Origin of the sequence: Streptomyces sp. NPDC097619 (assembly GCF_040302735.1) — a bacterium.
Taxonomy (GTDB): Bacteria; Actinomycetota; Actinomycetes; order Streptomycetales; family Streptomycetaceae; genus Streptomyces.
Window position 1 is genome coordinate 1 of the sequence record NZ_JBEOSD010000155.1, and the last position, 19,928, is coordinate 19,928.

Below are 19,928 nucleotides of genomic sequence, written 5' to 3' on the forward strand. Positions count from 1 at the left end.
GCGCCACATCTCGCAGATCATGGCCGAAGTGGAATCCACCAGCCGCTTCCAGGCCGGGTACAACGTCGCCGTCTCCGGCATGCTCGGCGAGGAGGCCGTCTCCGGCTGACGCGGGGCCGGCGGGCGGGTGCCGGAACGGCCCCGGGCCGGGTCCGGAGCGGCCTGCCCGCCACTCCGGTGCCGCGTGCCGCTCCCGAGCCCTGCGGTCAGAGCTTGGTGATGTAGTACCGGGTGCCGGTGACGCAGCTGCTGTTGTTCGCGGAACTGTTGATCACCCAGCCGGACGGGATGGGCGAGTTGGAGCACACGTAGAGGGCGGTCTGCCCGGTGATCTTGGTGAGGTAGTTGCGGACCCCGGTGACACAGCTGCTGTTGTTCGCCGAGCTGGAGATCACCCAGCCGGACGGGATCGGCGAGTTGGAGCACACGTACAGCTCGGTCTGCCCGGACAGCTTGATGATGTAGTTCCGGACGCCGGTGACGCAGCTGCTGTTGTTGGCGGAGCCGGTGATCACCCAGCCGGACGGGATCGGCGAGTCCGAGCAGACGTAGAGCGCCGACTCGTAGGTCGCGTCGGCGATGTAGTTCCTGATCCCCGTCACACAGCTGCTGTTGTGCGCCGAGCTGAGGATGACCCAGCCCGGCGGGATCGGCGAGTTGGAACAGACGTAGGTGCTGGTCACCCCGACGGGAGCGGGCGGCGCCGCCTGAGCCGCGGTGTTGGTGCCCGCGAGCACCCCCACGAGCATCAGGACGGCCGCCGTCAGGCGGGAGATGAGGATGCGCAGGTTCTCGGTGTTCACGGGCCGGCCTCCATGCGGTTCGACACTCCATGACCGTGCGGTTCACGCGTCGGGACGCACGGATGACCTTCGTTCCACAGGCCGTTCGGTCATGCGTTCGCCCCGGGGAGCAGGCTGTCAGAGCCGCGCCGCGAGCTGCCAGCGGTTCCGGCCCCCTCCCCCGGCGCCGGGCCCGCCTCGCCGCGACTTCGGCAGGTCGGCACGGGCCGCCCCTTCGGGCGACGGGGAACGGGCCCCCGGGCCTCCGGGGGCGGCGGGCGACCGCTCCCCGGAGACCCGGTCGGCTTCGGTCAGCCGGCGAGGATCCAGCCGTGTTGGCCGCCGCTCGCCTGGCCCTCGCAGTTCGGGTCGTTCGACTCGAAGAACTCCCGGTGCTTGCCGACCATGCAGCGCATCAGCGGTCGGGTCGCCACGTCGGAGGGCTGCCCGGGGTGGAACCAGCCGAGCCGCGACACGTACGTCTGGCCCTCGCAGTTCACGTCGGCGGAGATGAAGTTGTCCTTGCGGACGACGCAGTGGTAGATCGGGACCGTGCCCTCGCGGGGGCTCGTGTAAAGCTGCCCGAGGCTGCCCTCGACGGTGTAGCCCGGGGGCACGTTCCACACGGTGGAGATGTGCTCACCGCTCGGGCCGATCAGCCGGTTGAGGCTGCGGGTGGGGGCGGTCACGGCGGGGTCGCCGCTACAGGTGGCCTTGATCATGGCCTGGTAGTAGCCCTGTGAGACCTGGATGAACTCCGGGCCCGCCGTGATCCGGCACTGGCCGGAGGAGAAGCCCAGCTCCGCCGCCTGGGACATCACGCCGGCGGCCGCCGCCTGGGCGGCGATGTTCATCGGACCGCCGCCGATGCCCGTCAGGTGGACGTTGACGGGGCCGACGTTCGCGGAGGCGGGTGCCGCCCCGGCCGGCGCGGGAGCCGCCCCGGCCGGGGCGGCGGTGGTCACGGCGGCCGCGAGGGCGGCGGTGACGGCGAGCAGGGTCGTACGCAGTCGGGAGGTGCGGCGCAAGGCGGAACTCCTGGGGTGCTCGGCCGCGGGGCCGGTCGGCCGCCGCGGGGTGGCGCGACTGTACGTACCGCCCCATAGGCGGCATCGGCGTCATTCCACACTTCCGGCCCGCGAGCGGACCAGCCGGTCTTCGGCCGATCCCGGGGGCCGAACTCCGGCCGCGGGCGGACGGCGTCCTCGGGTCGGATCCGGGGCGCGGGCCCGCCGGCCCGGTGGTTCCGCGGGCGGCCCGGCGGCGGATATCGGGCGCGGCGTCCGCCGCGTGCGGAAATCTGCGAAGGTGGCGGGGACAACGCGGCGGACGCCCGATCGCCGCCCGACCGCAGAATAGGGCCGACTACGTGCCAGGACGCGCCAGCGAGGTCAACGGCTCCGGTGACACCCCCGAAGTCGTGCGACCGCTGTACCAGTTGAAGGCCGAGTTCTTCAAAACCCTCGGCCACCCGGTGCGCATCCGCGCCCTGGAGCTGCTCAGCCAGCGCGAGCACTCCGTCTCCGAGCTCCTCCACGAGATCGGGGTGGAAGCCGCGGCCCTCTCCCAGCAGTTGGCGGTGCTGCGCAAGGCGAACCTCGTGCGGACCCGGCGCGAGGGCGTCAGCGTGCACTACCGGCTGGCCAGCGACGAGGTGGCCGAACTCCTGCGCGTGGCGCGCAGCATCCTGACCGGCGTGCTCCAGGGACAGGCGGACCTGCTGGCCGACCTGACGGCCCGTCGCTCGCGGTAGGGCGCTCGACGGGGGCGCCCGTCGGCCGAAATCGGCGAACTCGCCCCGGCGCGGCCGGGGCAGTGGGTAGCGTCGCCGTGACAGCCCGCGCCCCCGGCGCGGACCCCAGCGGAGGAAGGCACGACATGGCCCACGTGGAGACCGCCCTCAAGGACATGATGACCAGCATCGAGGGTGCCCTCGGAGCCGCAGTGGTCGACTACAGCAGCGGAATGGCCCTCGGCACCCTGGGTGGCAGCCGTGAGCTCGACCTGAACGTGGCGGCGGCCGGGAACACCGACGTGATCCGGGCGAAGCTCCGCACCATGGAGCACCTGGGGCTGGACGACGCCATCGAGGACGTGCTCATCACCCTCGGGGACCAGTACCACCTGATCCTGCTGTGCACCGGGCGGGGCAAGGAGACCCTGTTCGTGTACCTCGTCCTCAACAAGCGGAACGCCAACCTGGCGATGGCCCGGCACCAGCTCCGCCGCATCGAAGCCGATCTCGAACTCTGACCCGGACCCCTTTCGCACGCCCAATAGTTGCAATTTTTCGCAACTGTCAATATCGGAATCTCGCGCAGTGCGCAGGGGTACCGGCCCCGGAGGGCCCTTCGGACCGGACCCCGCGCACGCGCCACCGGAGGCGGTGCGCGCGTGACGGGTGGGGCGCGGGGTTAGTGTCGTGGCATGACTGCTGATTCCCTGCGTTCCGTCACCATCGAGCGGACCGGCCCCGGCCGGTTCACCGCCACGAACTCCCGGGGTGAGACGCTCACCTTCGGCACCGGTTCCGAGGGGGGCTTCACCCCCGTGGAGCTGCTGCTCGCCGCCATCGGCGGCTGCTCGGCGGCCGACGTGGACGTCGCCACCACCCGGCACGCCGAGCCCACCGGCTTCTCCCTCACCGTGGACGGCCACAAGGTGCAGGACGAGGACGGCAACCGCATGACCGACCTGGCGGTCGCCTTCTCCGTGGCCTTCCCCGAGGGCGAGGGCGGCGACCGGGCCCGCGCCATCCTGCCGCGGGCCGTGAAGACCTCCCACGACCGGCTCTGCACCGTGAGCCGGACCGTGGAGGCCGGTACCCCGGTCACCGTCACGGTCACCGACGGCGCCTGACACGACGGAGCGGACGGGAGCTCCCCCCGGGGCTCCCGTCCGCCGTCCGGCCGCGATCGCGGCCGCCGCTCAGCCGCGTCCGCGCCGCTTCGCGATCAGCGCGTACCCGGCGAGGAGCACGGCCGTGAAGGCCAGCCCCACGCCCGCCGCCTGCCGCATGTCGGGCACCTCGACCGCCGTGGCGGCGACGGCCAGCACGCCGAGGGCGGCCACGACCGCGAGCTTCGGCCCGCCCGGCACGCTGAACCCGGTGAACTGCTCCGGGTGGGCGTCCCGGTGGCGGCGGAAGGCCATGTACGAGGCGAGGATCAGCAGCCAGACCAGCAGCACCGCGAACAGCGCGATCGACATCAGGATCGAGAAGACCCCGCCCACGCCGGTGAAAGCGAGCAGCGCGGCCACCGCGATGCCCAGGGTGGAGGCGGCCAGGGCCGCGGCGGGCACGCCGCGCCCGGTGAGGCGGGCCAGCGGGGCGGGGGCCAGTCCGTCGTGGCCCAGGGAGTGCAGCAGCCGGGAGGCGCCGTACAGGTGGGCGTTGGCGGCGGAGATCGCCGCGATCAGGACGACCATGTTGGTGAGGGTGGCCGCCGCGGGCACGCCCACGTCGGAGAAGACCCGCACGAAGGGGCTCTCCTCCACGCTGCCGTCGGCCTCGGCAAGCCGCTGCCACGGGATGAGCGCCATCACCAGGGTGATGGAGAGCACGTAGAACACGCTGAGTCGCCAGGCGAGCTGTCGCATCGCGGTACGGATCGTGCGCTGCGGGTCGGTGGCCTCGGCGGAGGCGATGGCCACGACCTCGAAGCCGGCGTAGGCGAACATGACCACGGACATGGCGATCCAGACCGACTTGGCACCGTGCGGCATGAACCCGCCGTCGTCGGTCAGGTGGGCGAAGCCGGTGGCCTCGGTGTCGGGGAGCCCGAAGACCACCAGGAAGGCGGCGCACAGGATGAAGGCGCACAGCGCCGTCACCTTGATCGTGGAGAGCCAGAACTCGGTGGTGCCGAAGGACTTCACGTTGATGACGTTCACGGCCAGGACCACCGCGGCCACCGCGAGGATCGCGGCGGTCATCGGGATCCCGGGCCACCACCAGCGGATGTAGAGCGCGGAGGCCACCACCTCCGTGCCGATGACCACGACCGCGCTGAACCAGTACGTCCAGCGGGTCACGAACCCGGCCCAGGGGCCGAGGTAGCGGTGGGCGATGGCGCCGAAGGAGCCCTGGACGGGGTGGGCGGCGGACATCTCGCCGAGGAGCACCGCGATGACCGCGACGAGCAGGGCGCCGATCGCGTAGGAGACGATCGCGGCGGGCCCGGCGGCGGATATCGCGGAACCGGAACCGAGGAAGAGGCCGGTGCCCAGGGCCGAACCCAGGCCGATCATGGTGGTCTGGCGGGGGGTCAGGGAGCGGACCAGTCCGCCGCCCTCGGCGGGGTCCTCGGGAGCGGCCGGGTCGGCGGGGGTGGCGGCGGGGGCTGGTCTTTCGGCAGCGGCCATGGCAGGGGACGTCCTTCTGTGCGGGTGGTGCGCGAAGTGGGAGGCGCGGGCGGCGGCGGGCGGCTCGGTCGCCGCCGCCCCCGGGGGCCCGGGGGCCGCGGGTGTGGCGCGGAGGTGCGGGAGGGGTTCGGTCCGCGGGGCGGACCGGTCGGCGCGGGCGGGCCCGCGCCGGGTCACTCCGCGCTGGTGCGGAACGGCTTCTCGGGCCGCTTCAGGTTCGGTTCGCCGAGCACCTTGCGCGCGGACAGGGCGTAGATCCCGTGGTTGGTGAGGGCCCAGGCGATGTTGCGGTCCCACTCCACGTACACGCCGTGGGTCTGGTTGCCGTAGGCGTAGTCGGGGGTGTCCTTGCCGTACGCCTTGGGGACGAAGTACGCCTCGACGGAGGGGCGGGCCGGGTCGGAGACGTCGAAGAACTGGACGCCCGCGTTGTAGAAGCCGTAGCCGAGGGTCCCGGCGTCGGGGCGGCCGGGGCTGGTGTAGTAGCCGGAGCGCTTGGGGCCGAAGCTGCCGCGGCGCTGGCAGTAGTCGGTGATGCCGGCGGTGCGGGGCGGCACCGGTCGGGGCAGGGCGCCGACGACGCGGGGCTTCTTCGGGTCGCGGACGTCGATCTGGTAGACGTCCTTGTAGGGCTCGTAGCAGTCCTCGGTGAGGGGGTAGCCGGAGTAGTAGATCAGGCCGGTCTTCTCGTACTGGGAGACGTCGATGTTGTCGCCCTCGGTGCCGGAGACGGACGGCGGGAGGTCGAGGTGGGCGACGGTCTTCAGGTCGGCCGGGTCGGAAATGTCGAGGACGGTGAGGCCGTAGCCGCCCATGGCGGCGAAGGCGTAGCGGCCGCCCTTCTCGACGGGCCGGGGCACGAAGAGCGGCATCCGGGCGCCCATCCAGCTGGTGCGGTTCCCGCAGCGGGGGTTGTTCCGGTAGGCGGCGTCCTCGCCGGTGCGCTGGCCGGGCAGGTGCCAGGTGTCGAGGAGCTTCGGGCGGGCCGGGTCGGACATGTCCCAGGACTGGTATCCGGCGGAATGGAGGTTGGTGGGGTACTCGGTGCCGGAGTAGGTGTCGTCGGGGGCGGTGGCGATGAACATGTACCGGTCGCCGGTCCAGTAGGGGACGTCCAGGGAGCCGGAGCCCTGCTGGGCGCGGGCCGGGTCGGACTTCAGCGGGTCCTTCTGGGTGGCGTCGGTGGAGACGGTGGCGAGGAGCTTCCAGTCCTTCTTGCGGGGACCGTCGAGGCGGTACACCTTGAAGCCCTTGAGGCCGGGCTTGGCGCGGAGCTTCCGGACGCCCTCGGGGTTGTTGTACTTGTCGTGGGCGGGGTCGTCGGTGAGTTCGGAGATCTGCCGCTTGCTCTCGAAGCTCTGGACCATGACGTAGGCGCGGAGCTTCTTGTTCCACTGGATGGTGGAGGCGCCCCAGTAGTCGTGGGCGGCCCAGGAGCCGTTGGCGCGGCTCTCGTCCCCGCCGACGTCGCCGCGGCTCAGCTTCTCGACGACCTTCACCTTCTTGACGTCGGTGATGTCGTAGACGCGGCCCTCGGAGCGGTCGTACTGGAAGAGGTAGCGGCGGCCGTCGAAGTCCACGACGTTCTGCCAGGTGTGGAAGGGGTCGGGGGTGAAGTCGGCGCCCTCGTAGGCCGCTTCGACCTTCATGTTCTTGATGTAGGACCGGGTGTCGTAGTCCTTGTTGCGGCCGGGGAAGGAGTGCTCGTGCTCCTCGTCGACCGGGGTGAGCGCGGGGTGGCGGAAGGTCCCGTCGAGCTGCATGCCGTACGCGCCGGGGTCGGCGGGGCCGGGGCGGCGGTCCTCGCAGACGTCGGGGACGTTCGGGTCGCCGGCGGCGGCGGTGGCGGCCGTGCCGGTGGCGCCGGGCACGAGCAGGGTGGCGGCGGTGGCGACGGCCACGGCCGTGGCCAGGGCCGCGCGGGTGCGCAGGGTTCGCATGTGAGTCCTCGGGGGGTCTCGGCGGTGGGGAGGGCGGAGGTGCGCGGGGCGCCGGTCCGCGGGTGGTGCGGGTGCTGCGGGGCGGTTCCGGTGGTACGGGTGGGGCTGGTAGGGCTGATGGGTCTGTTCCTGTGCGTGGTGCTGTCGGTGCTGGTCGTGCGGGTGTGACGGGGTGCCGGACCGGGGGTGCCGGTGCGGTCGGGGATCCCGTCGGTCCGGCCGTCAGGTGACGGTCGGGCGTTCCTGGAGGGCGGGGTCGCGGTACGCGCCGGTGACCGTGACCTCCCGCAGTTCGCGGACGGCGTGCAGCACGTCGGCGTGGCTGAGGTAGAGCGGGTTGAACCCGAAGCGGAGCAGGTCGGGGGCGCGCATGTCGCCGATGACCCCGCGCGCGGTGAGCGCGGCGACCAGCGGGTACGCCTCGGGGTGGCGCAGGGCGACCTGGCTGCCGCGGCGCTCGGGGTCGCGCGGGGTGGCCATGGTGAAGCCGAGGCCGTCGAGGAGTTCGTCGGCGCAGTCCTGGAAGAAGCCGGTGAGGGAGAGGCCCTTGGTGCGCACGGCCTCCATGTCCACGCCCTCGTAGGCGGTGAGGGCGGCCTCCAGGGCGATCAGGGAGAGCAGCGGCGGGGTGCCGATCCGGGCGCGGGTGATGCCGGGGGCGGGCGTGTAGGTGCCGGACATCGCGAAGGGTTCGGCGTGCCCGTGCCAGCCGGTGACCGGGTGGTCGAAGTCGGCCTGGTGACGGTGGGCGAGGTAGGCGAAGGCGGGGGCGCCGGGGCCGCCGGAGAGGTACTTGTAGCCGCAGCCGACGGCGAAGTCGGCGCCGATGGCGTCGAGGTGCAGGGGCAGGGCGCCGGCGGCGTGGCAGAGGTCCCAGTGGACGAGGGCGCCGGCGGCGTGGGCGGCGGCGGTGAGGGCGGCCATGTCGTACAGCTCGCCGGTGCGGTAGTCCACGGGGGCGTAGGCGGCGACGGCCACCCGGTCCCCCTCGGCGGCCAGGACCGCGGCGGCCTCGCGGGCCGGGACCCGACGGACCTCCAGGCCGAGCAGGCGGCCGACGGAGTCGGCGACGTACTGGTCCGTGGGGAAGTGGTCCGGGTCGGTCAGCAGCAGGGGGCGGCCGGGGCGCAGCCGGGCGGCGGCGAGCAGGGTGTTGAAGAGTTGGACGCTGGTGGAGTCTCCGACGACGGTCTGTCCGGGGGCGGCGCCGATGAGGCGGCCGATGGCGTCGCCGGTGCGGACGGGCGCCTCCCACCAGCCGTGGGCGTTCCAGGAGCGGATCAGGTCGGTGCCCCACTGGCGGTGCACGGCGTCCTCGACGGCGGCGGGGACGGCGGTGGGCAGGGCTCCGAGGGAGTTGCCGTCGAGGTAGACCACTCCCTTGGGGAGGGTGAAGCGGTCCCGCAGCGGGGCGAGCGGGTCGGCGGAGTCCAGTTCGGTGGCGCGCTGGGTCAGCATGCGGGTACGTCCTCGGTGCGGGAAGGGGTGGTGCGGGCGGTGCTCGGGACGGCGGGCCGGGTGAGGTCGAGGGCGATGTCGGTGAGCAGGTCCTCCTGGCCTCCGACCAGGCCGCGGCGGCCGACCTCGACGAGCAGGTCGCGGGTGTCGAGGCCGTGGCGGGCGGCGGTGGTCTCGGCGTGCCGGAGGAAGCTGGAGTAGACGCCGGCGTAGCCGAGGGTGAGGGTTTCGCGGTCCACGCGGACGGGGCGGTCCTGGGTGGGGCGGACGAGTTCCTCGGCGGCGTCCATGAGGGGGAACAGGGCGCAGCCGTGTTCCAGGCCCATCAGGTCGAGGACGGCGATGACCGGTTCCAGGGGGGCGTTGCCGGCGCCGGCGCCCTGTCCGGCGAGGGAGGCGTCCACGCGGTGGGCGCCGGCCTCGACGGCGACGATGCTGTTGGCGACGCCCAGGCCGAGGTTGTGGTGGGCGTGGATACCGATCTCGGTGGCGGGGTCGAGGAGGTCGCGGTAGGCGCGGACCCGGTCACGGACTCCGTCCATGGTGAGGCGGCCGCCGGAGTCGGTGACGTAGACGCAGTGGGCGCCGTAGGACTCCATGAGCTCGGCCTGGCGGGCCAGGGCGGCGGGGTCGGTGAGGTGGGACATCATCAGGAAGCCGGAGACGTCCATGCCGAGTTCGCGGGCGAGGGCGATGTGCTGGGCGGAGATGTCGGCCTCGGTGCAGTGGGTGGCCACGCGGACGGAGGTGACGCCGAGGGCGTGGGCGCGCCGGAGGTCCGCGGCGGTGCCGATGCCGGGGAGGAGCAGGGTGGTCAGGCGGGCGTGGTGGAGGACCTCGGCGGCGGCCTCCAGCCAGTCCCAGTCGGTGTGGGCGCCGGGTCCGTAGGTGACGGAGGAGCCGGACAGGCCGTCGCCGTGGGCGACTTCGACGGCGTCGACCCCGGCGGCGTCGAGGGCGGCGGCGATGGCGCGGACCTGGTCGGTGGTGTAGCGGTGGGCGACGGCGTGCATGCCGTCGCGGAGGGTGACGTCCTGGACGTAGACGCGGGTCATCGGGCCGGGTTCCGTTCGGCCAGGCGCTCGGCGGTGCGGAGCGCGGCGGACGTCATGATGTCGAGGTTGCCCGCGTAGGCGGGGAGGTAGTGGGCGGCGCCCTCGACCTCCAGGTACACGGAGACCAGGAGGCGGCCGCCGCCGGAGAGGGCGACCAGGGGGTCGTCGGCGGCGAGGGTCCGGAACTGGGGTTCCTGCTTGAGCCGGTAGCCGGGGACGTACGCGGCGACGGCTGCGGCCATCTCGTGGACGGACGCGGCGACGCGGGCGGTGTCGCAGTCGTCGGTGACGCAGTGGACGGTGTCGCGCATGAGGAGCGGGGGCTCGGCCGGGTTGAGGACGATGATGGCCTTGCCTCGGCGGGCGCCGCCGACCTGTTCGAGGGCCCGGGCGGTGGTCTCGGTGAACTCGTCGATGTTGGCGCGGGTGCCGGGGCCGGCGGACCGGGAGGCGATGGAGGCGACGATCTCGGCGTAGTGGACGGGGGCGACGCGGGAGACCGCGGCGACCACGGGGATGGTGGCCTGGCCGCCGCAGGTGACCATGTTGACGTTCGTGACGCGGCCGCCGGGGCCGGCGTCGAGGTGGGCGTCGAGGTTGACGGGCGGGACCACGTAGGGGCCGAGGGCGGCGGGGGTCAGGTCCACGAGGGTCTTGCCGTGGGGGGCGAGGGCGGCGGCGTTGGCGCGGTGGGCGGCGGCCGAGGTGGCGTCGAAGACGATGTCGATGTCCTCGAAGCCGTCCAGGGCGATGAGTCCGGCGACGCCGTCGGAGCTGGTGGGGACGCCGAAGCGGCGGGCCCGGGCGAGTCCTTCGGAGTCGGGGTCGATGCCGATCATCGCGGCGGGGGTGACGGTGCCGGAGCCGCGGATCATCTTGATGAGGAGGTCGGTCCCGATGTTCCCGGAGCCGATGACGGCGGCCTTCATCGGACGGTCTCCTTCACGAGGTCGGTGAGGCCGAAGAACCGGACGGCGTTGCCGCCGAGGACGGCCTCCTTCTCCGCTTCGGTGAGTGCGCTGTCGCGGACCAGGCGTCCGATCTCCTCCTCGCCGAGGGGGAAGGGGTGGTCGGAGCCGAGGAGCACGTGGTCGGCGCCCATGACGTCGACGAGGAGGCGGAGGGCGCCGGGGTCGAAGACGGCGGAGTCCACGGAGAAGCGTCCGGTGTAGGCGGAGGGGGGCAGCGGGCTGTCGGCGCGGACCAGGTCGCGGCGGTGCCAGGCGTTGTCGGCGCGGCCGAGGAGGTAGGGGAAGCTGCCGCCGCCGTGGGCGAAGAGCAGGCGCAGGGAGCCGGGCAGCTCCTCGAAGGCGCCGGAGAGGATGAGCGAGAGGATCGTGAGGTGGGTCTCGGCCGCCATGCCCGCGAGCCAGGCGAGCATGTAGCGGGAGAACCGGGGGCCGGTGGGCAGGTCCCAGGGGTGGACCAGGACGGCGGCGTCCTCGTGGGCGCAGTGGGTGAGGAACTCGCGGAGGGCCCCGTGGTCGAGGTCGCGGTCGCCGAGGTGGTTGCCGATGTGGACGCCCCGGAAGCCCTGGCCCACGGCTTCGGTGAGGGCGGCACAGGCGGCCTCGGTGTCCTGGAGCGGCACCTGGCAGAGCGGGGCGAGCCGGTCGGGGGCGTACGCGCTGTACTCGAGGATGCGGGAGTTGACGGTGCGGCACCAGTCGGCGGCCCGGTCGGCGGGGAGGTCGTAGCCGAACATGAGGGGGGTGCTGGAGAGCACCTGGACGTCGACGCCGAGGCGGTCGAGGTCGCCGACGCGCACGGCGGGGTCCCAGAGGGTGCGGTCCACCGGCCGGTACTCGCGGCTGCCGACCATCATCATGCCGCGGTCGGGACCGTCGGTGGTGCGCAGCCAGGGGGCGTCCTCGGAGCCGGTGAGGCGGCGGGCCTCGGCGCGGTCGAGGCGGGGGAAGACGTGGGCGTGGGTGTCGACGACGGTCATGCGTCCGCCCCGTCCCGGCGGGTGCGGGGCCGCAGGGCCTCGGGCCATTCGCGGCCGGGGTGCACGGCACGGCAGTTGCCGCAGGTGCGGGCGGTCTCGTCGGCGTAGAAGGCGCTGAAGACGGGCGGGAGGTCCTCGACGATGGAGGTGAGCTGGACCTCGCTGCGGTGGACCAGGTGGTGGCATTCCATGCAGTACCACTCGAAGGCGTCGAGGCTGCCCTGCGGGCGGGCGAACTCGACGACGAGGCCGATGCTGCCCTCTTCGGGGCGCTGCGGGGAGTGGCGGACGTGCGGCGGGAGGAGGAAGACGTCGCCTTCTCGAATGTGGATGTCGCGCGGGGGCTCGCCCTCGGCGTCCATGACGCGGAGCACCATGTCGCCCTTGAGCTGGTAGAAGAACTCCTCGATCGGGTCGTCGTGGAAGTCGGTGCGGCGGTTGGGGCCGCCGACGACCGTGACCATCAGGTCGGCGTCCTGCCAGATCTGGACGTTGCCGACGGGCGGCTTGAGGAGGTGGCGGTGCTCCTCGATCCAGGCGTGCAGGTTGAAGGGGGTCATGGTCACGGGTGCTGCTCCTGTGCGGGCTGGGGGTGCCGGGGGATGTGGGCGACGGCGCTGATCTCGATCAGCAGGTGGGGGTGCGGGAGCTGGTGGACGGCGACGGTGGTGCGGGCCGGTCCGCTCTCGTCGAAGTACGTGGCGTAGACCTCGTTGTAGCCACCGAAGTCGTTCATGTTGACGAGGTAGGTGGTGACGGAGACCAGGTCGGCGAGGCCGCCGCCGGCCGCGGTGAGCAGGGCGGCGATGTTGTCGATGACGGCGCGGGTCTGGGCGCGGATGTCGAGGTCGGTGACGCCCATCGGGTCGGCGTCGGCTCCGACGAAGCTGCCATCGGGGCGGCGGGAGCTGGTGCCGGAGACGTAGACGAGGTCTCCCGCGCGGCGCAGGTGCGGGAAGCGGCCGCGGGGCGGCGCGGCGCCGGGGACGATCATGCGGGTTCCTCGGGGGTGCGGGGGGCCGTGGTGAACTGGACGGTGCCGAGTGAGGCGACGGTGGCCCGCACGTGGGTGCCGGGGTGCAGGGGCACGGCGGCGGTGGCGGCGCCCGCGAGGACCACGGTGCCGGCGGGCAGGCTCCCGGCGAGGCGGGCGGCCTCGGTCAGGGCGCGCAGCGGGTGGCCGAGGATCGCGGCGGTGGAGCCGGTCTGTGCGGGGCGTCCGTCGAGTTCGAGCAGGACGCCGAGGTTGCCGAGCGCGGCGAGGTCGCCGGGGGTGCGCCAGGGGCCGAGGGCGTAGCCGGCGGCGGAGGTGTTGTCGGCGATGACCTCGGGGAGGGAGAAGGCGAATCCGTCGTAGCGCGAGTCGATGACCTCCAGGGCGGGGGCGACCGCCGCGACGGCGGCGGCCGGGTCGGCGCCCGGTTCGAGGGTGTCGCCGAGGAGGAAGGCGACCTCGGGTTCCACTCGGGGGTGGATGAGCCCGGAGAGGTCGCGGGTGGCGCCGTCGGGGATCGCCATGCGGTCGGTGATCCGGCCGTGGATGAGGTCGGAGACGCCCATCTGCCGCATCTTGGCGAGGCTGGTGAAGCCGAGTTTGAAGCCGGTGACCCGTTCGCCGCGGGCGGTCCTGCGGGCGATCAGGGCGTCCTGGACGGCGTACGCCTCGATGGTGGTGGTGAGGCCGGTGGTGCCGCCGGGGACGGTGCGGGCGAGTCGGGCGGCCGCGTCGAGGCGTTCGGCGAGGGCGGCGGTGTCGACCGGGGAGCCGGTGGTCATCGGGGGTCCTCTCCTTCCGGGTCGCGGGGGGCCGCTCCGAAGGCGGCTCGGACGGAGCCGAGTCCTTCGATGCGGGCTTCGAGGACGTCTCCGGGGGCGACGGCGGTCATCGGGCCGAGGGCTCCGGTGAGCAGGGTGTCCCCCGCGCGGAGCGGCCGGCCGAGCCGGACGAGCGTGTCGGCGAGCCAGACCGCGGCGTGCAGCGGGTGGCCGAGGCAGGCGGCGCCCACGCCGGTGGAGACGGGTTCGCCGCGGCGTTCCAGGACCATGCCGGCGGTGCGCAGGTCGAGGTCGCGCAGGGACACGGGCCGGTTGCCCAGGACGTAGGCGCCGCTGGAGGCGTTGTCGGCGATGGTGTCGACGGCGGTGATGTCCCAGTCGCGGATGCGGCTGCCGACGATCTCGATGGCGGGCAGCGCGAACGCGGTGGCCCGGATCAGGTCGGCGACGGTGTGCCGTTCGTGCTCCAGGTCGTGGCCGAGGACGAGGGCGACCTCGGCTTCGGCCTTGGGCTGGAGGACGGCGCCCCAGGGCAGGTCGGCGCCGTCGGGTACGGCGGTGTCGTCGAAGAGGGCTCCGAAGTCGGGTGTGCCCACGCCGAGTTGGGCCTGGACGGCCGGGGAGGTGAGGCCCGCCTTCCAGCCGGTGACGCGGCGGCCTTCGGTGAGTCGGCGCTCGGTGAGGAGGGACTGCACGGCGTAGGCGGCGTCCAGGTCCCCGGCGGGGAGCAGGTCGCGGACGGGGGCGCAGGGGGTGCCGGTGCGGCGGGCCCGGTCGAGGCGTTCGGCGGCCCGGGCCACGGCGGGGTCGCCGGGGGCGGCGGGCGCGGTGTCGGGCGCGGGGGCGGTGGTCACAGTTTCACGCACACGTTCATCGGTTCGGAGAAGAAGTCGAGGGAGTGGTCGCCGCCCTCGCGGCCGATCCCGGAGGCCTTGACCCCGCCGAAGGGGGTGCGCAGGTCGCGCAGGTTCCAGGTGTTGACCCAGGCGATGCCCACGTCGAGGGCGGGGGCGACGCGGTGGGCGCGGGCGAGGTCGGTGGTCCACACGGTCGCGGCGAGTCCGTAGGGGCCCGTGTTGGCGAGGGTGAGGGCCTCTTCCTCGGTGTCGAAGGGGGCGAGGTGGACGACGGGGCCGAAGATCTCCTCGCGGACGGCGGGGTGGTCCTCGGGAAGTCCGGTGAGCACGGTGGGCTCGATCCAGAAGCCGTCGTCGCGGTCGTCCCCGAAGCGGGGGGCGGCGCCGCCCGCGAGGACCTGCCCGTCGGCCGCGGCCCGGGTGAGGTACCCGAGGACCTTGTCGCGGTGCGCGGCGGAGATCATCGGCCCGTATCCGGTGAGCTTGCGGGCCTCGGCGGCGAGCCGGTCGGCGAACTCCTCGAGCACGGGCCGTTCCACGTAGAGGCGCTCGGTGCAGAGGCAGACCTGCCCGCTGTGGGTGAAGGCGGAGCGGACGGTGCCGGCGACGGCGGCGTCCAGGTCGGCGTCGGCGAAGACGAGTCCGGCGTTCTTCCCGCCGAGTTCGAAGGAGACGGGGGCCAGTCGGGCCGCGGCGGCGCGCATGATGGTGGTGCCGGTGCCCGATTCCCCGGTGAAGGCGATGGCGTCGATCCCGGGGTGCTCGGTGAGCCATTGCCCGGCGGCTCCGGCGCCCTTGCCGTGCACCAGGTTGAACGTTCCTGCGGGCAGTCCGGCCTCGGCCGTGACCTCGGCGAGCAGGACGGCCGTGCTCGGGGTCAGCTCGGAGGGCTTGGCCACCACGGTGTTGCCCATGGCCAGGGCCGGGGCGACCTTCCAGGTGAGCAGCAGCAGGGGCAGGTTCCAGGGGGAGATCACGGCGACCACGCCGAGCGGCTTGCGCACGGTGTAGTTGAGGGCGCCGCGCCCGTCGGGGGTGCCCGTGTGCCAGGACTGCTCGGCGCGGCCCGCGAGGAGGTCGGCGTAGGAGCGGAAGTTGGCGACGGCGCGCGGGATGTCCACGGTGGCGGCCAGTTCGCGGGGCTTGCCGGTGTCGGCGCACTCGGCGGCGACGAACTCCTCGAAGCGGGACTCGATGCCGTCGGCGACGCGGTGCAGGGCCCGGGCCCGTTCGGCGGGGCTCCAGGATCCCCAGGGGCCGCGGAGGGCCTCCCGGGCGGCGCGCACCGCGCGGTCGACGAGCTCGGCGGGGGCGGCGGGGACCTCTCCGACGACGCGCCCGTGGACCGGGTCGACGAGCGGGAAGGGTTCGCCGGACGCGTCGAAGTCGCCTCCCACGTAATGCCGCACGGGTGAGCTCACCTTGCAGACCTCCTTGCCAGGCCGGGGTCCTCGGTTCTGGAACCCCGGAGCGTGCGGACATCATGCGCCTCCGCGGGTATGCCGAGCCAATGCCAATCAAGGCTGTTCCCATACCGGTTCGGGTATGGCAGGGTCGGGGCACCCAGCCCCACGGAAGGAGCGGCTCCCTTGGACCTGCTGGACGGCCGGCTGAAGTTCCGGCACCTGACGCTGCTGGTGGCGATCGTGCAGCACGGCAGCGTGGCGCGGGCCGCGGAGTCCCTGCACCTGACGCAGCCCGCGGCCACGCGCACGCTGCGGGAGCTGGAGACCGTGGCGGACCTGCCGCTGTTCCTGCGCGAGCCGCGCGGCATGCGGCCCACCGTCTACGGGGAGGCCCTGGCCGGGCACGCGCGGGCGGTGATCACGGAGATCCGACGGGCCGGGGAGCACTTGGACGGACTGCGGCAGGGCCACGAGGGCACCGTGACGGTGGGCACCCTCCTGGCGGGCGCGAACGTGCTGCTCCCCCGGGCCGTGGCCCGGCTGAAGCGGGAGCGACCCCGGCTGACGGTGGTGGTGCGGGAGGGCACCCTCGACGTGCTGCACCCGGCGCTGCTCGGCGGCGAACTGGACGTCATCGTGGGCCGGGTGGGTCCGGCCCCCAAGGACGGCGAGCGGCTGCACCAGCGAATGCTGTACCGGGAGCGGATCATGCTGGCGGTCCGGTCGGGCCATCCGCTGCTGGGCGGTGCCCCGCACGGGAACCGGGCGGGAGCGGGCCCCGCCGGGGGCGAGGAAGGGTCGGGCCCGGGCGCGGAGGGTCCGGTCACGCTCACGGACGCCCTGGCGTACCCGTGGATCCTGCCCGTGGAACAGACCGCGCTGCGGCAGGAGCTGGGGGCGCTGTTCGTGGAACGCGGCCTGACCCTGCCGTGCGACCGGGTGGAGTGCACCTCCATCCTGACCATGCGGGCCCTGCTGCTGCAGACGGACATGGTGGCGCTGCTGCCGGAGCTGGTGCTGCGCGAGGACGAGCGCCTGGCGGCGCTGCCGGTGGACCTCCCCTCGGTGGGCCGCACGGTGGGCACCACGGAGGCGGTCCACCGGACCCGGACGCCCGCCCTGCTGGCCCTCCTGCGGCACCTGGACGAGGAGGCGGCCCTGCTACGGGGGACGCTCGGCGACGTCAGCGGGGCCGGGCGAACTCCCAGGGGTCGTGGGCGCTGAAGACGTCGACCTCGCCGGCGTGCTCGCGGTACAGGGCCCTGAGCCGTCCCAGGGTGTCCAGGCGGGCGTCCGGGGCCACTTGGGCGCCCTGCTGGACGGGGTCGAGGACCGGGTGGGGCAGGGGCGGGGTGGCGGCGAGCTCTCCGTGGTACATGTACGCGTCGCCGGCGTGCAGCAGCCATCGCCCGTCGGCGCGGCGCACGGCCACCCCGCTGTGCCCCGCCGAGTGTCCCGGCAGCGGGACGAACAGCAGGCCGTCGGCGGCGAGGCCCTCGGGGCGCGCGAGGTCGGTGAAGCCGAACCACGTGGTGCCGGGTTCCGTACGGGCCGGGGTCAGGCGGGGCCCGTGCGCCCGGTGGGCCGGCATGAAGGAGGCGAGGGTACGGGCGTGGTGCGGTGCGGACGGATCGCCGGCGGCGCTCAGTTCGGCGGGGTGCGCGTGGACCGTGGCGTGCGGGAAGTCCGGCAGGCCGCCGGTGTGGTCGCGGTGCAGGTGGGTGAGGAGCACGTGGCGGACGTCGCGGGGGTCGTGGCCGAGGCGTCGGATCTGCCGGAGGGCGCTCTCCTCCGGGTCGAGGGCGGGGCGGGCGTGGGCGAGCCAGTCCGCGCCCAGCGTGCGCCCGTCGCGCCGGACGTCGTCGGTGCCGATGCCGGTGTCCACGAGGACGAGGCCGTCGGAAGGGGTTTCGATGAGCAGGCAGTGGCAGACGGCCGGCAGCTCCGGGGCGGGGCCCGCTTCCGCTCGGCCGGCTCCGGCTCCGGCTCCGGCTCCGGCTCCGAGCAGCGGAATCGTGCGGAGGGAGCCGCAGTTGAGGTGGTGGACACGCATGGGGACCCCCTGAGGGAAACGGCGGGTGGTTCCCGATCACGCTAGGAGGGGGTTTCGTGACTCACCAAACGGTTGGCCACGTGGCGGCGGTCGCCGGGGAGGGACCGTTGGCGGACTGCCCGCAGGAGGCTCTGGTGCCGGCGCGGGGCGACGGTGCGGGCTGCCCGGTGGACATCACGCTGGGGGTGCTCGGCGGGCGGTGGACGCCGCTGGTGCTGCGCGAGTTCCTGCGGCGGGGCGAGCTCACGTACTCGGAGCTGTCCGCGGCCCTGCCCGCCCTCTCCGACAAGGTGCTGTCGGAGCGGCTGGCCCGGCTGGGCGCGGCGGGGGTGGTGGAGCGGCACCGCACGCCCGGCTGGCCCGCCCGGGTGCGGTACGTGCTGACCCCGGAGGGCCGGGAGCTGGAGCCGGTGGTGCGGGGTCTGTGGGAGTGGGGGGCGGCGCGGCGGGCGGCGGGCCCGGCCTCCTGAGGGCGCCGCGCCCGGGTGCCGGCGGGTACGGGTGCGGGGCCCGGCCGTGGTGCGGCCGGGCCCCGCGGGCCGCCGCTCCCGGATCGCGCGTCCGGGAGCGGCGGGGTGTCACTTCGGGCCGAAGGTGAGGAGCAGCTTGGGGGTGCCCTCGGCGGCGGTGGACTCGGAGGACCACAGCCACAGCGGGTCGTTGCCGTCGCTGGTCAGGCCCAGGGAGTAGCCGTTGGTGCCGAGCGCCGCGGTGACCTTGGCGAGGTCGAGGTCGATGCTGTGGATCGCCGACCCGTCCGCGATGCCCGTGACCGAGCCGAGGGCGGGGGTGCCCAGGGTCGGCTTGGTGGTGAAGGTGCTGGTGCCGCTCCAGGTGCCGGTGACCGGGACCACGGAGACGGTGTTGGCGGTGCCCGCACCGGTCTGCGTGGAGGTCTTGATCTGGAGGGAGGCGGCCTTCAGAACCTGTCCGGCCGGGGCGGCCGGGAGGTTGAAGCGGAGGTAGCTCTCGTAGAGGGAGCCGCTGCCGCGGACGGCGAGGCTCGTGGAGCTGCCGTAGGAGGCGCTGGGGGCGCCCTGGTTGATGTAGGTGTCCTCGGTCGCGGAGACCTCGGAGACCGTGTCGGCCACGGCCTTGGCCAGGTTGTAGTGGTTCTGGACCTGGGACTGGGTGAGGACGGTCGGGTAGACGGCCGTCTCGTCGATCTGTCCGGCGAAGAAGTTGCTCGTCGGACGGTTCGGCCAGCTGGCGAGGTTGTCGCCGCCCACGTGCCAGTAGCCGGTGTAGCTCTGGTGCGTGTTGTAGCTCAGGGTGCCCTTGTTCTGACCGTCGACGTACAGGGCCATGCCGTTCGGGCCCTGGGTGGCGACCGCGTGGTGCCACTTGTTGTCGTTGAAGGTGTCGAACAGACCGGTGGTGATGGTGCGGGTGGATCCGTTGTAGACGCCGAACGCGACCCGACCGGAGTTGGTCAGGTAGAGCTGCTTGTCGTAGGAGCCGCTGAGGCGGGTGGTGTTGTTCCCGAACCCGATCAGCTTGCCACCGCGGTTGGAGTTGGTCTTGAACCAGGTCTCCAGGGTGTAGCTGGCGCCCACGGACTGGCGGCGGTCGCTGTGGACCTGCTGGTCGCTGCCGTTGAAGCCGATGGCGGTGCTGGCACCGGTGAGCGCGCCCGGGGTCTGGCGCAGGGCCGGACCGTTGACGTGGATGCCGGAGGTGTTGCCGCCGTTGGAGGAGTCGGCCACGTACGGGGTGACGGTGTCGTCGTAGCGCCAGTAGAGCGTGGCGCCGTCGGTACGGACCTGGTTCGGGTACGCCTGCACGGAGGCCGGGACGGTGACCGTGGCGGTGGCCGACTGGGCGCTGGCGTTGCCGGCGGCGTCGGTGGCGCTGACCCGGTAGGTGTAGGACTGGCCCGCCTTGACGGTGGTGTCGGTCCAGGAGGCCTGCGGACGCTCCCATTCCAGGGAGTCGGCGGTCACGGTGGCCACGGGGGTGGCGGCGCCGTTGCGGTAGATCTTGTAGGTGAGCTTGCTGTCGTCGGCGTCGTAGCTGGTGCGCCAGCGGACCTGGGCCTCACCGGGCTTGACGCTGCCCGCGCTGGCCACCGGGACGGTCGGCGCGCCGACGTCGCCGCTGGAGGCGAAGCGGGTCAGGCCCTGCTGGGCGGCGCCGTTGATCAGGGTGAACTCGCCGCCGACCCACAGGTAGCGGAGACCGTCCTTCTCGGACACGGCCATCACGCGCGGGCCGATGCCCTCGCCGATGCCGTCGTTGGCCGTCGGGTGCCAGCCCAGCTTGCCCGGACCCCGCACGTACCCGCCCTC

Annotated in this window: 20 protein-coding genes; 5 read left to right on the forward strand and 15 right to left on the reverse strand. The window is 73.4% G+C overall.

Annotated features, from left to right (window positions below):
* Positions 1-206: 206 nt before the first annotated feature.
* Positions 207-803, reverse strand: coding sequence for a hypothetical protein (locus ABTZ17_RS30145; RefSeq protein WP_352198936.1), 597 nt, complete (start codon positions 801-803; stop codon positions 207-209).
* A gap of 290 nt (positions 804-1,093) precedes the next feature.
* Positions 1,094-1,810, reverse strand: coding sequence for a hypothetical protein (locus ABTZ17_RS30150; protein ID WP_352198937.1), 717 nt, complete (start codon positions 1,808-1,810; stop codon positions 1,094-1,096).
* A 341-nt stretch (positions 1,811-2,151) separates the two neighbouring features.
* Here ABTZ17_RS30150 and ABTZ17_RS30155 point away from each other — a divergent pair, with 341 nt between their 5' ends.
* From ABTZ17_RS30155 to ABTZ17_RS30165, 3 genes are all read left to right on the forward strand, one after another.
* The gene (locus ABTZ17_RS30155; RefSeq protein ID WP_352198938.1) at positions 2,152-2,535 is read left to right on the forward strand and encodes an ArsR/SmtB family transcription factor; all 384 of its coding nucleotides are present in this window, start codon (positions 2,152-2,154) and stop codon (positions 2,533-2,535) included.
* A gap of 125 nt (positions 2,536-2,660) precedes the next feature.
* Entirely contained in the window at positions 2,661-3,035 is a 375-nt protein-coding gene (locus tag ABTZ17_RS30160) for a hypothetical protein (protein ID WP_352198939.1), read from the forward strand.
* 174 nt (positions 3,036-3,209) lie between these two features.
* A complete protein-coding gene (locus ABTZ17_RS30165) occupies positions 3,210-3,641 on the forward strand; it encodes an OsmC family protein (RefSeq protein ID WP_352198940.1) in 432 nt (143 codons plus the stop codon).
* Between the two features lie 69 nt (positions 3,642-3,710).
* Here ABTZ17_RS30165 and ABTZ17_RS30170 read toward each other — a convergent pair whose 3' ends face one another.
* The 11 genes from ABTZ17_RS30170 to ABTZ17_RS30220 all read right to left on the reverse strand — a co-directional run bounded on the left by ABTZ17_RS30170 (position 3,711) and on the right by ABTZ17_RS30220 (position 15,602).
* The gene (locus tag ABTZ17_RS30170; RefSeq protein WP_352198941.1) at positions 3,711-5,147 is read right to left on the reverse strand and encodes an amino acid permease; all 1,437 of its coding nucleotides are present in this window, start codon (positions 5,145-5,147) and stop codon (positions 3,711-3,713) included.
* A 173-nt stretch (positions 5,148-5,320) separates the two neighbouring features.
* Entirely contained in the window at positions 5,321-7,087 is a 1,767-nt protein-coding gene (locus ABTZ17_RS30175; protein ID WP_352198942.1) for an LVIVD repeat-containing protein, read from the reverse strand.
* A 222-nt stretch (positions 7,088-7,309) separates the two neighbouring features.
* Positions 7,310-8,545, reverse strand: a complete 1,236-nt coding sequence (gene kynU, locus ABTZ17_RS30180) for a kynureninase (protein ID WP_352198943.1) — start codon at positions 8,543-8,545, stop codon at positions 7,310-7,312.
* The gene (dmpG, locus tag ABTZ17_RS30185; protein ID WP_352198944.1) at positions 8,539-9,600 is read right to left on the reverse strand and encodes a 4-hydroxy-2-oxovalerate aldolase; all 1,062 of its coding nucleotides are present in this window, start codon (positions 9,598-9,600) and stop codon (positions 8,539-8,541) included. Before dmpG ends, kynU begins: the two co-directional genes overlap by 7 nt.
* Complete coding sequence (locus tag ABTZ17_RS30190) at positions 9,597-10,529, reverse strand: acetaldehyde dehydrogenase (acetylating) (protein ID WP_352198945.1); 933 nt, start codon at positions 10,527-10,529, stop codon at positions 9,597-9,599. Before ABTZ17_RS30190 ends, dmpG begins: the two co-directional genes overlap by 4 nt.
* Entirely contained in the window at positions 10,526-11,548 is a 1,023-nt protein-coding gene (locus ABTZ17_RS30195) for an amidohydrolase family protein (protein WP_352198946.1), read from the reverse strand. The genes ABTZ17_RS30190 and ABTZ17_RS30195 overlap by 4 nt, the downstream gene beginning before the upstream one ends.
* Positions 11,545-12,114, reverse strand: coding sequence for a 3-hydroxyanthranilate 3,4-dioxygenase (locus ABTZ17_RS30200; RefSeq protein ID WP_352198947.1), 570 nt, complete (start codon positions 12,112-12,114; stop codon positions 11,545-11,547). The genes ABTZ17_RS30195 and ABTZ17_RS30200 overlap by 4 nt, the downstream gene beginning before the upstream one ends.
* Positions 12,111-12,542 carry a RidA family protein gene (locus tag ABTZ17_RS30205; protein ID WP_352198948.1) on the reverse strand — a complete coding sequence of 144 codons (432 nt, stop codon included), beginning with the start codon at positions 12,540-12,542 and terminating at the stop codon, positions 12,111-12,113. Before ABTZ17_RS30205 ends, ABTZ17_RS30200 begins: the two co-directional genes overlap by 4 nt.
* Positions 12,539-13,324 carry a 2-keto-4-pentenoate hydratase gene (locus ABTZ17_RS30210; RefSeq protein ID WP_352198949.1) on the reverse strand — a complete coding sequence of 262 codons (786 nt, stop codon included), beginning with the start codon at positions 13,322-13,324 and terminating at the stop codon, positions 12,539-12,541. Before ABTZ17_RS30210 ends, ABTZ17_RS30205 begins: the two co-directional genes overlap by 4 nt.
* A complete protein-coding gene (locus ABTZ17_RS30215) occupies positions 13,321-14,178 on the reverse strand; it encodes a 2-keto-4-pentenoate hydratase (RefSeq protein WP_502994907.1) in 858 nt (285 codons plus the stop codon). The genes ABTZ17_RS30210 and ABTZ17_RS30215 overlap by 4 nt, the downstream gene beginning before the upstream one ends.
* Entirely contained in the window at positions 14,175-15,602 is a 1,428-nt protein-coding gene (locus ABTZ17_RS30220) for a 2-hydroxymuconic semialdehyde dehydrogenase (RefSeq protein WP_352198950.1), read from the reverse strand. Before ABTZ17_RS30220 ends, ABTZ17_RS30215 begins: the two co-directional genes overlap by 4 nt.
* A 168-nt stretch (positions 15,603-15,770) precedes the next feature.
* On the opposite strand from ABTZ17_RS30220, the gene ABTZ17_RS30225 reads away from it, so the two are divergent.
* Positions 15,771-16,811, forward strand: coding sequence for a LysR substrate-binding domain-containing protein (locus tag ABTZ17_RS30225; protein ID WP_352198951.1), 1,041 nt, complete (start codon positions 15,771-15,773; stop codon positions 16,809-16,811).
* On the opposite strand, the gene ABTZ17_RS30230 is transcribed toward ABTZ17_RS30225, so the two are convergent.
* On the reverse strand, positions 16,771-17,640 hold the full coding sequence (locus ABTZ17_RS30230; protein ID WP_352198952.1) for an MBL fold metallo-hydrolase: 870 nt from the start codon (positions 17,638-17,640) through the stop codon (positions 16,771-16,773). The two genes, ABTZ17_RS30225 and ABTZ17_RS30230, sit on opposite strands and share 41 nt — an antisense overlap.
* 56 nt (positions 17,641-17,696) lie before the next feature.
* Here ABTZ17_RS30230 and ABTZ17_RS30235 point away from each other — a divergent pair, with 56 nt between their 5' ends.
* Positions 17,697-18,110, forward strand: coding sequence for a winged helix-turn-helix transcriptional regulator (locus ABTZ17_RS30235; protein WP_352198953.1), 414 nt, complete (start codon positions 17,697-17,699; stop codon positions 18,108-18,110).
* 108 nt (positions 18,111-18,218) lie between these two features.
* Here ABTZ17_RS30235 and ABTZ17_RS30240 read toward each other — a convergent pair.
* A partial coding sequence (locus ABTZ17_RS30240) for a LamG-like jellyroll fold domain-containing protein (RefSeq protein WP_352198954.1) occupies positions 18,219-19,928 on the reverse strand: 1,710 nt, incomplete at its 5' end.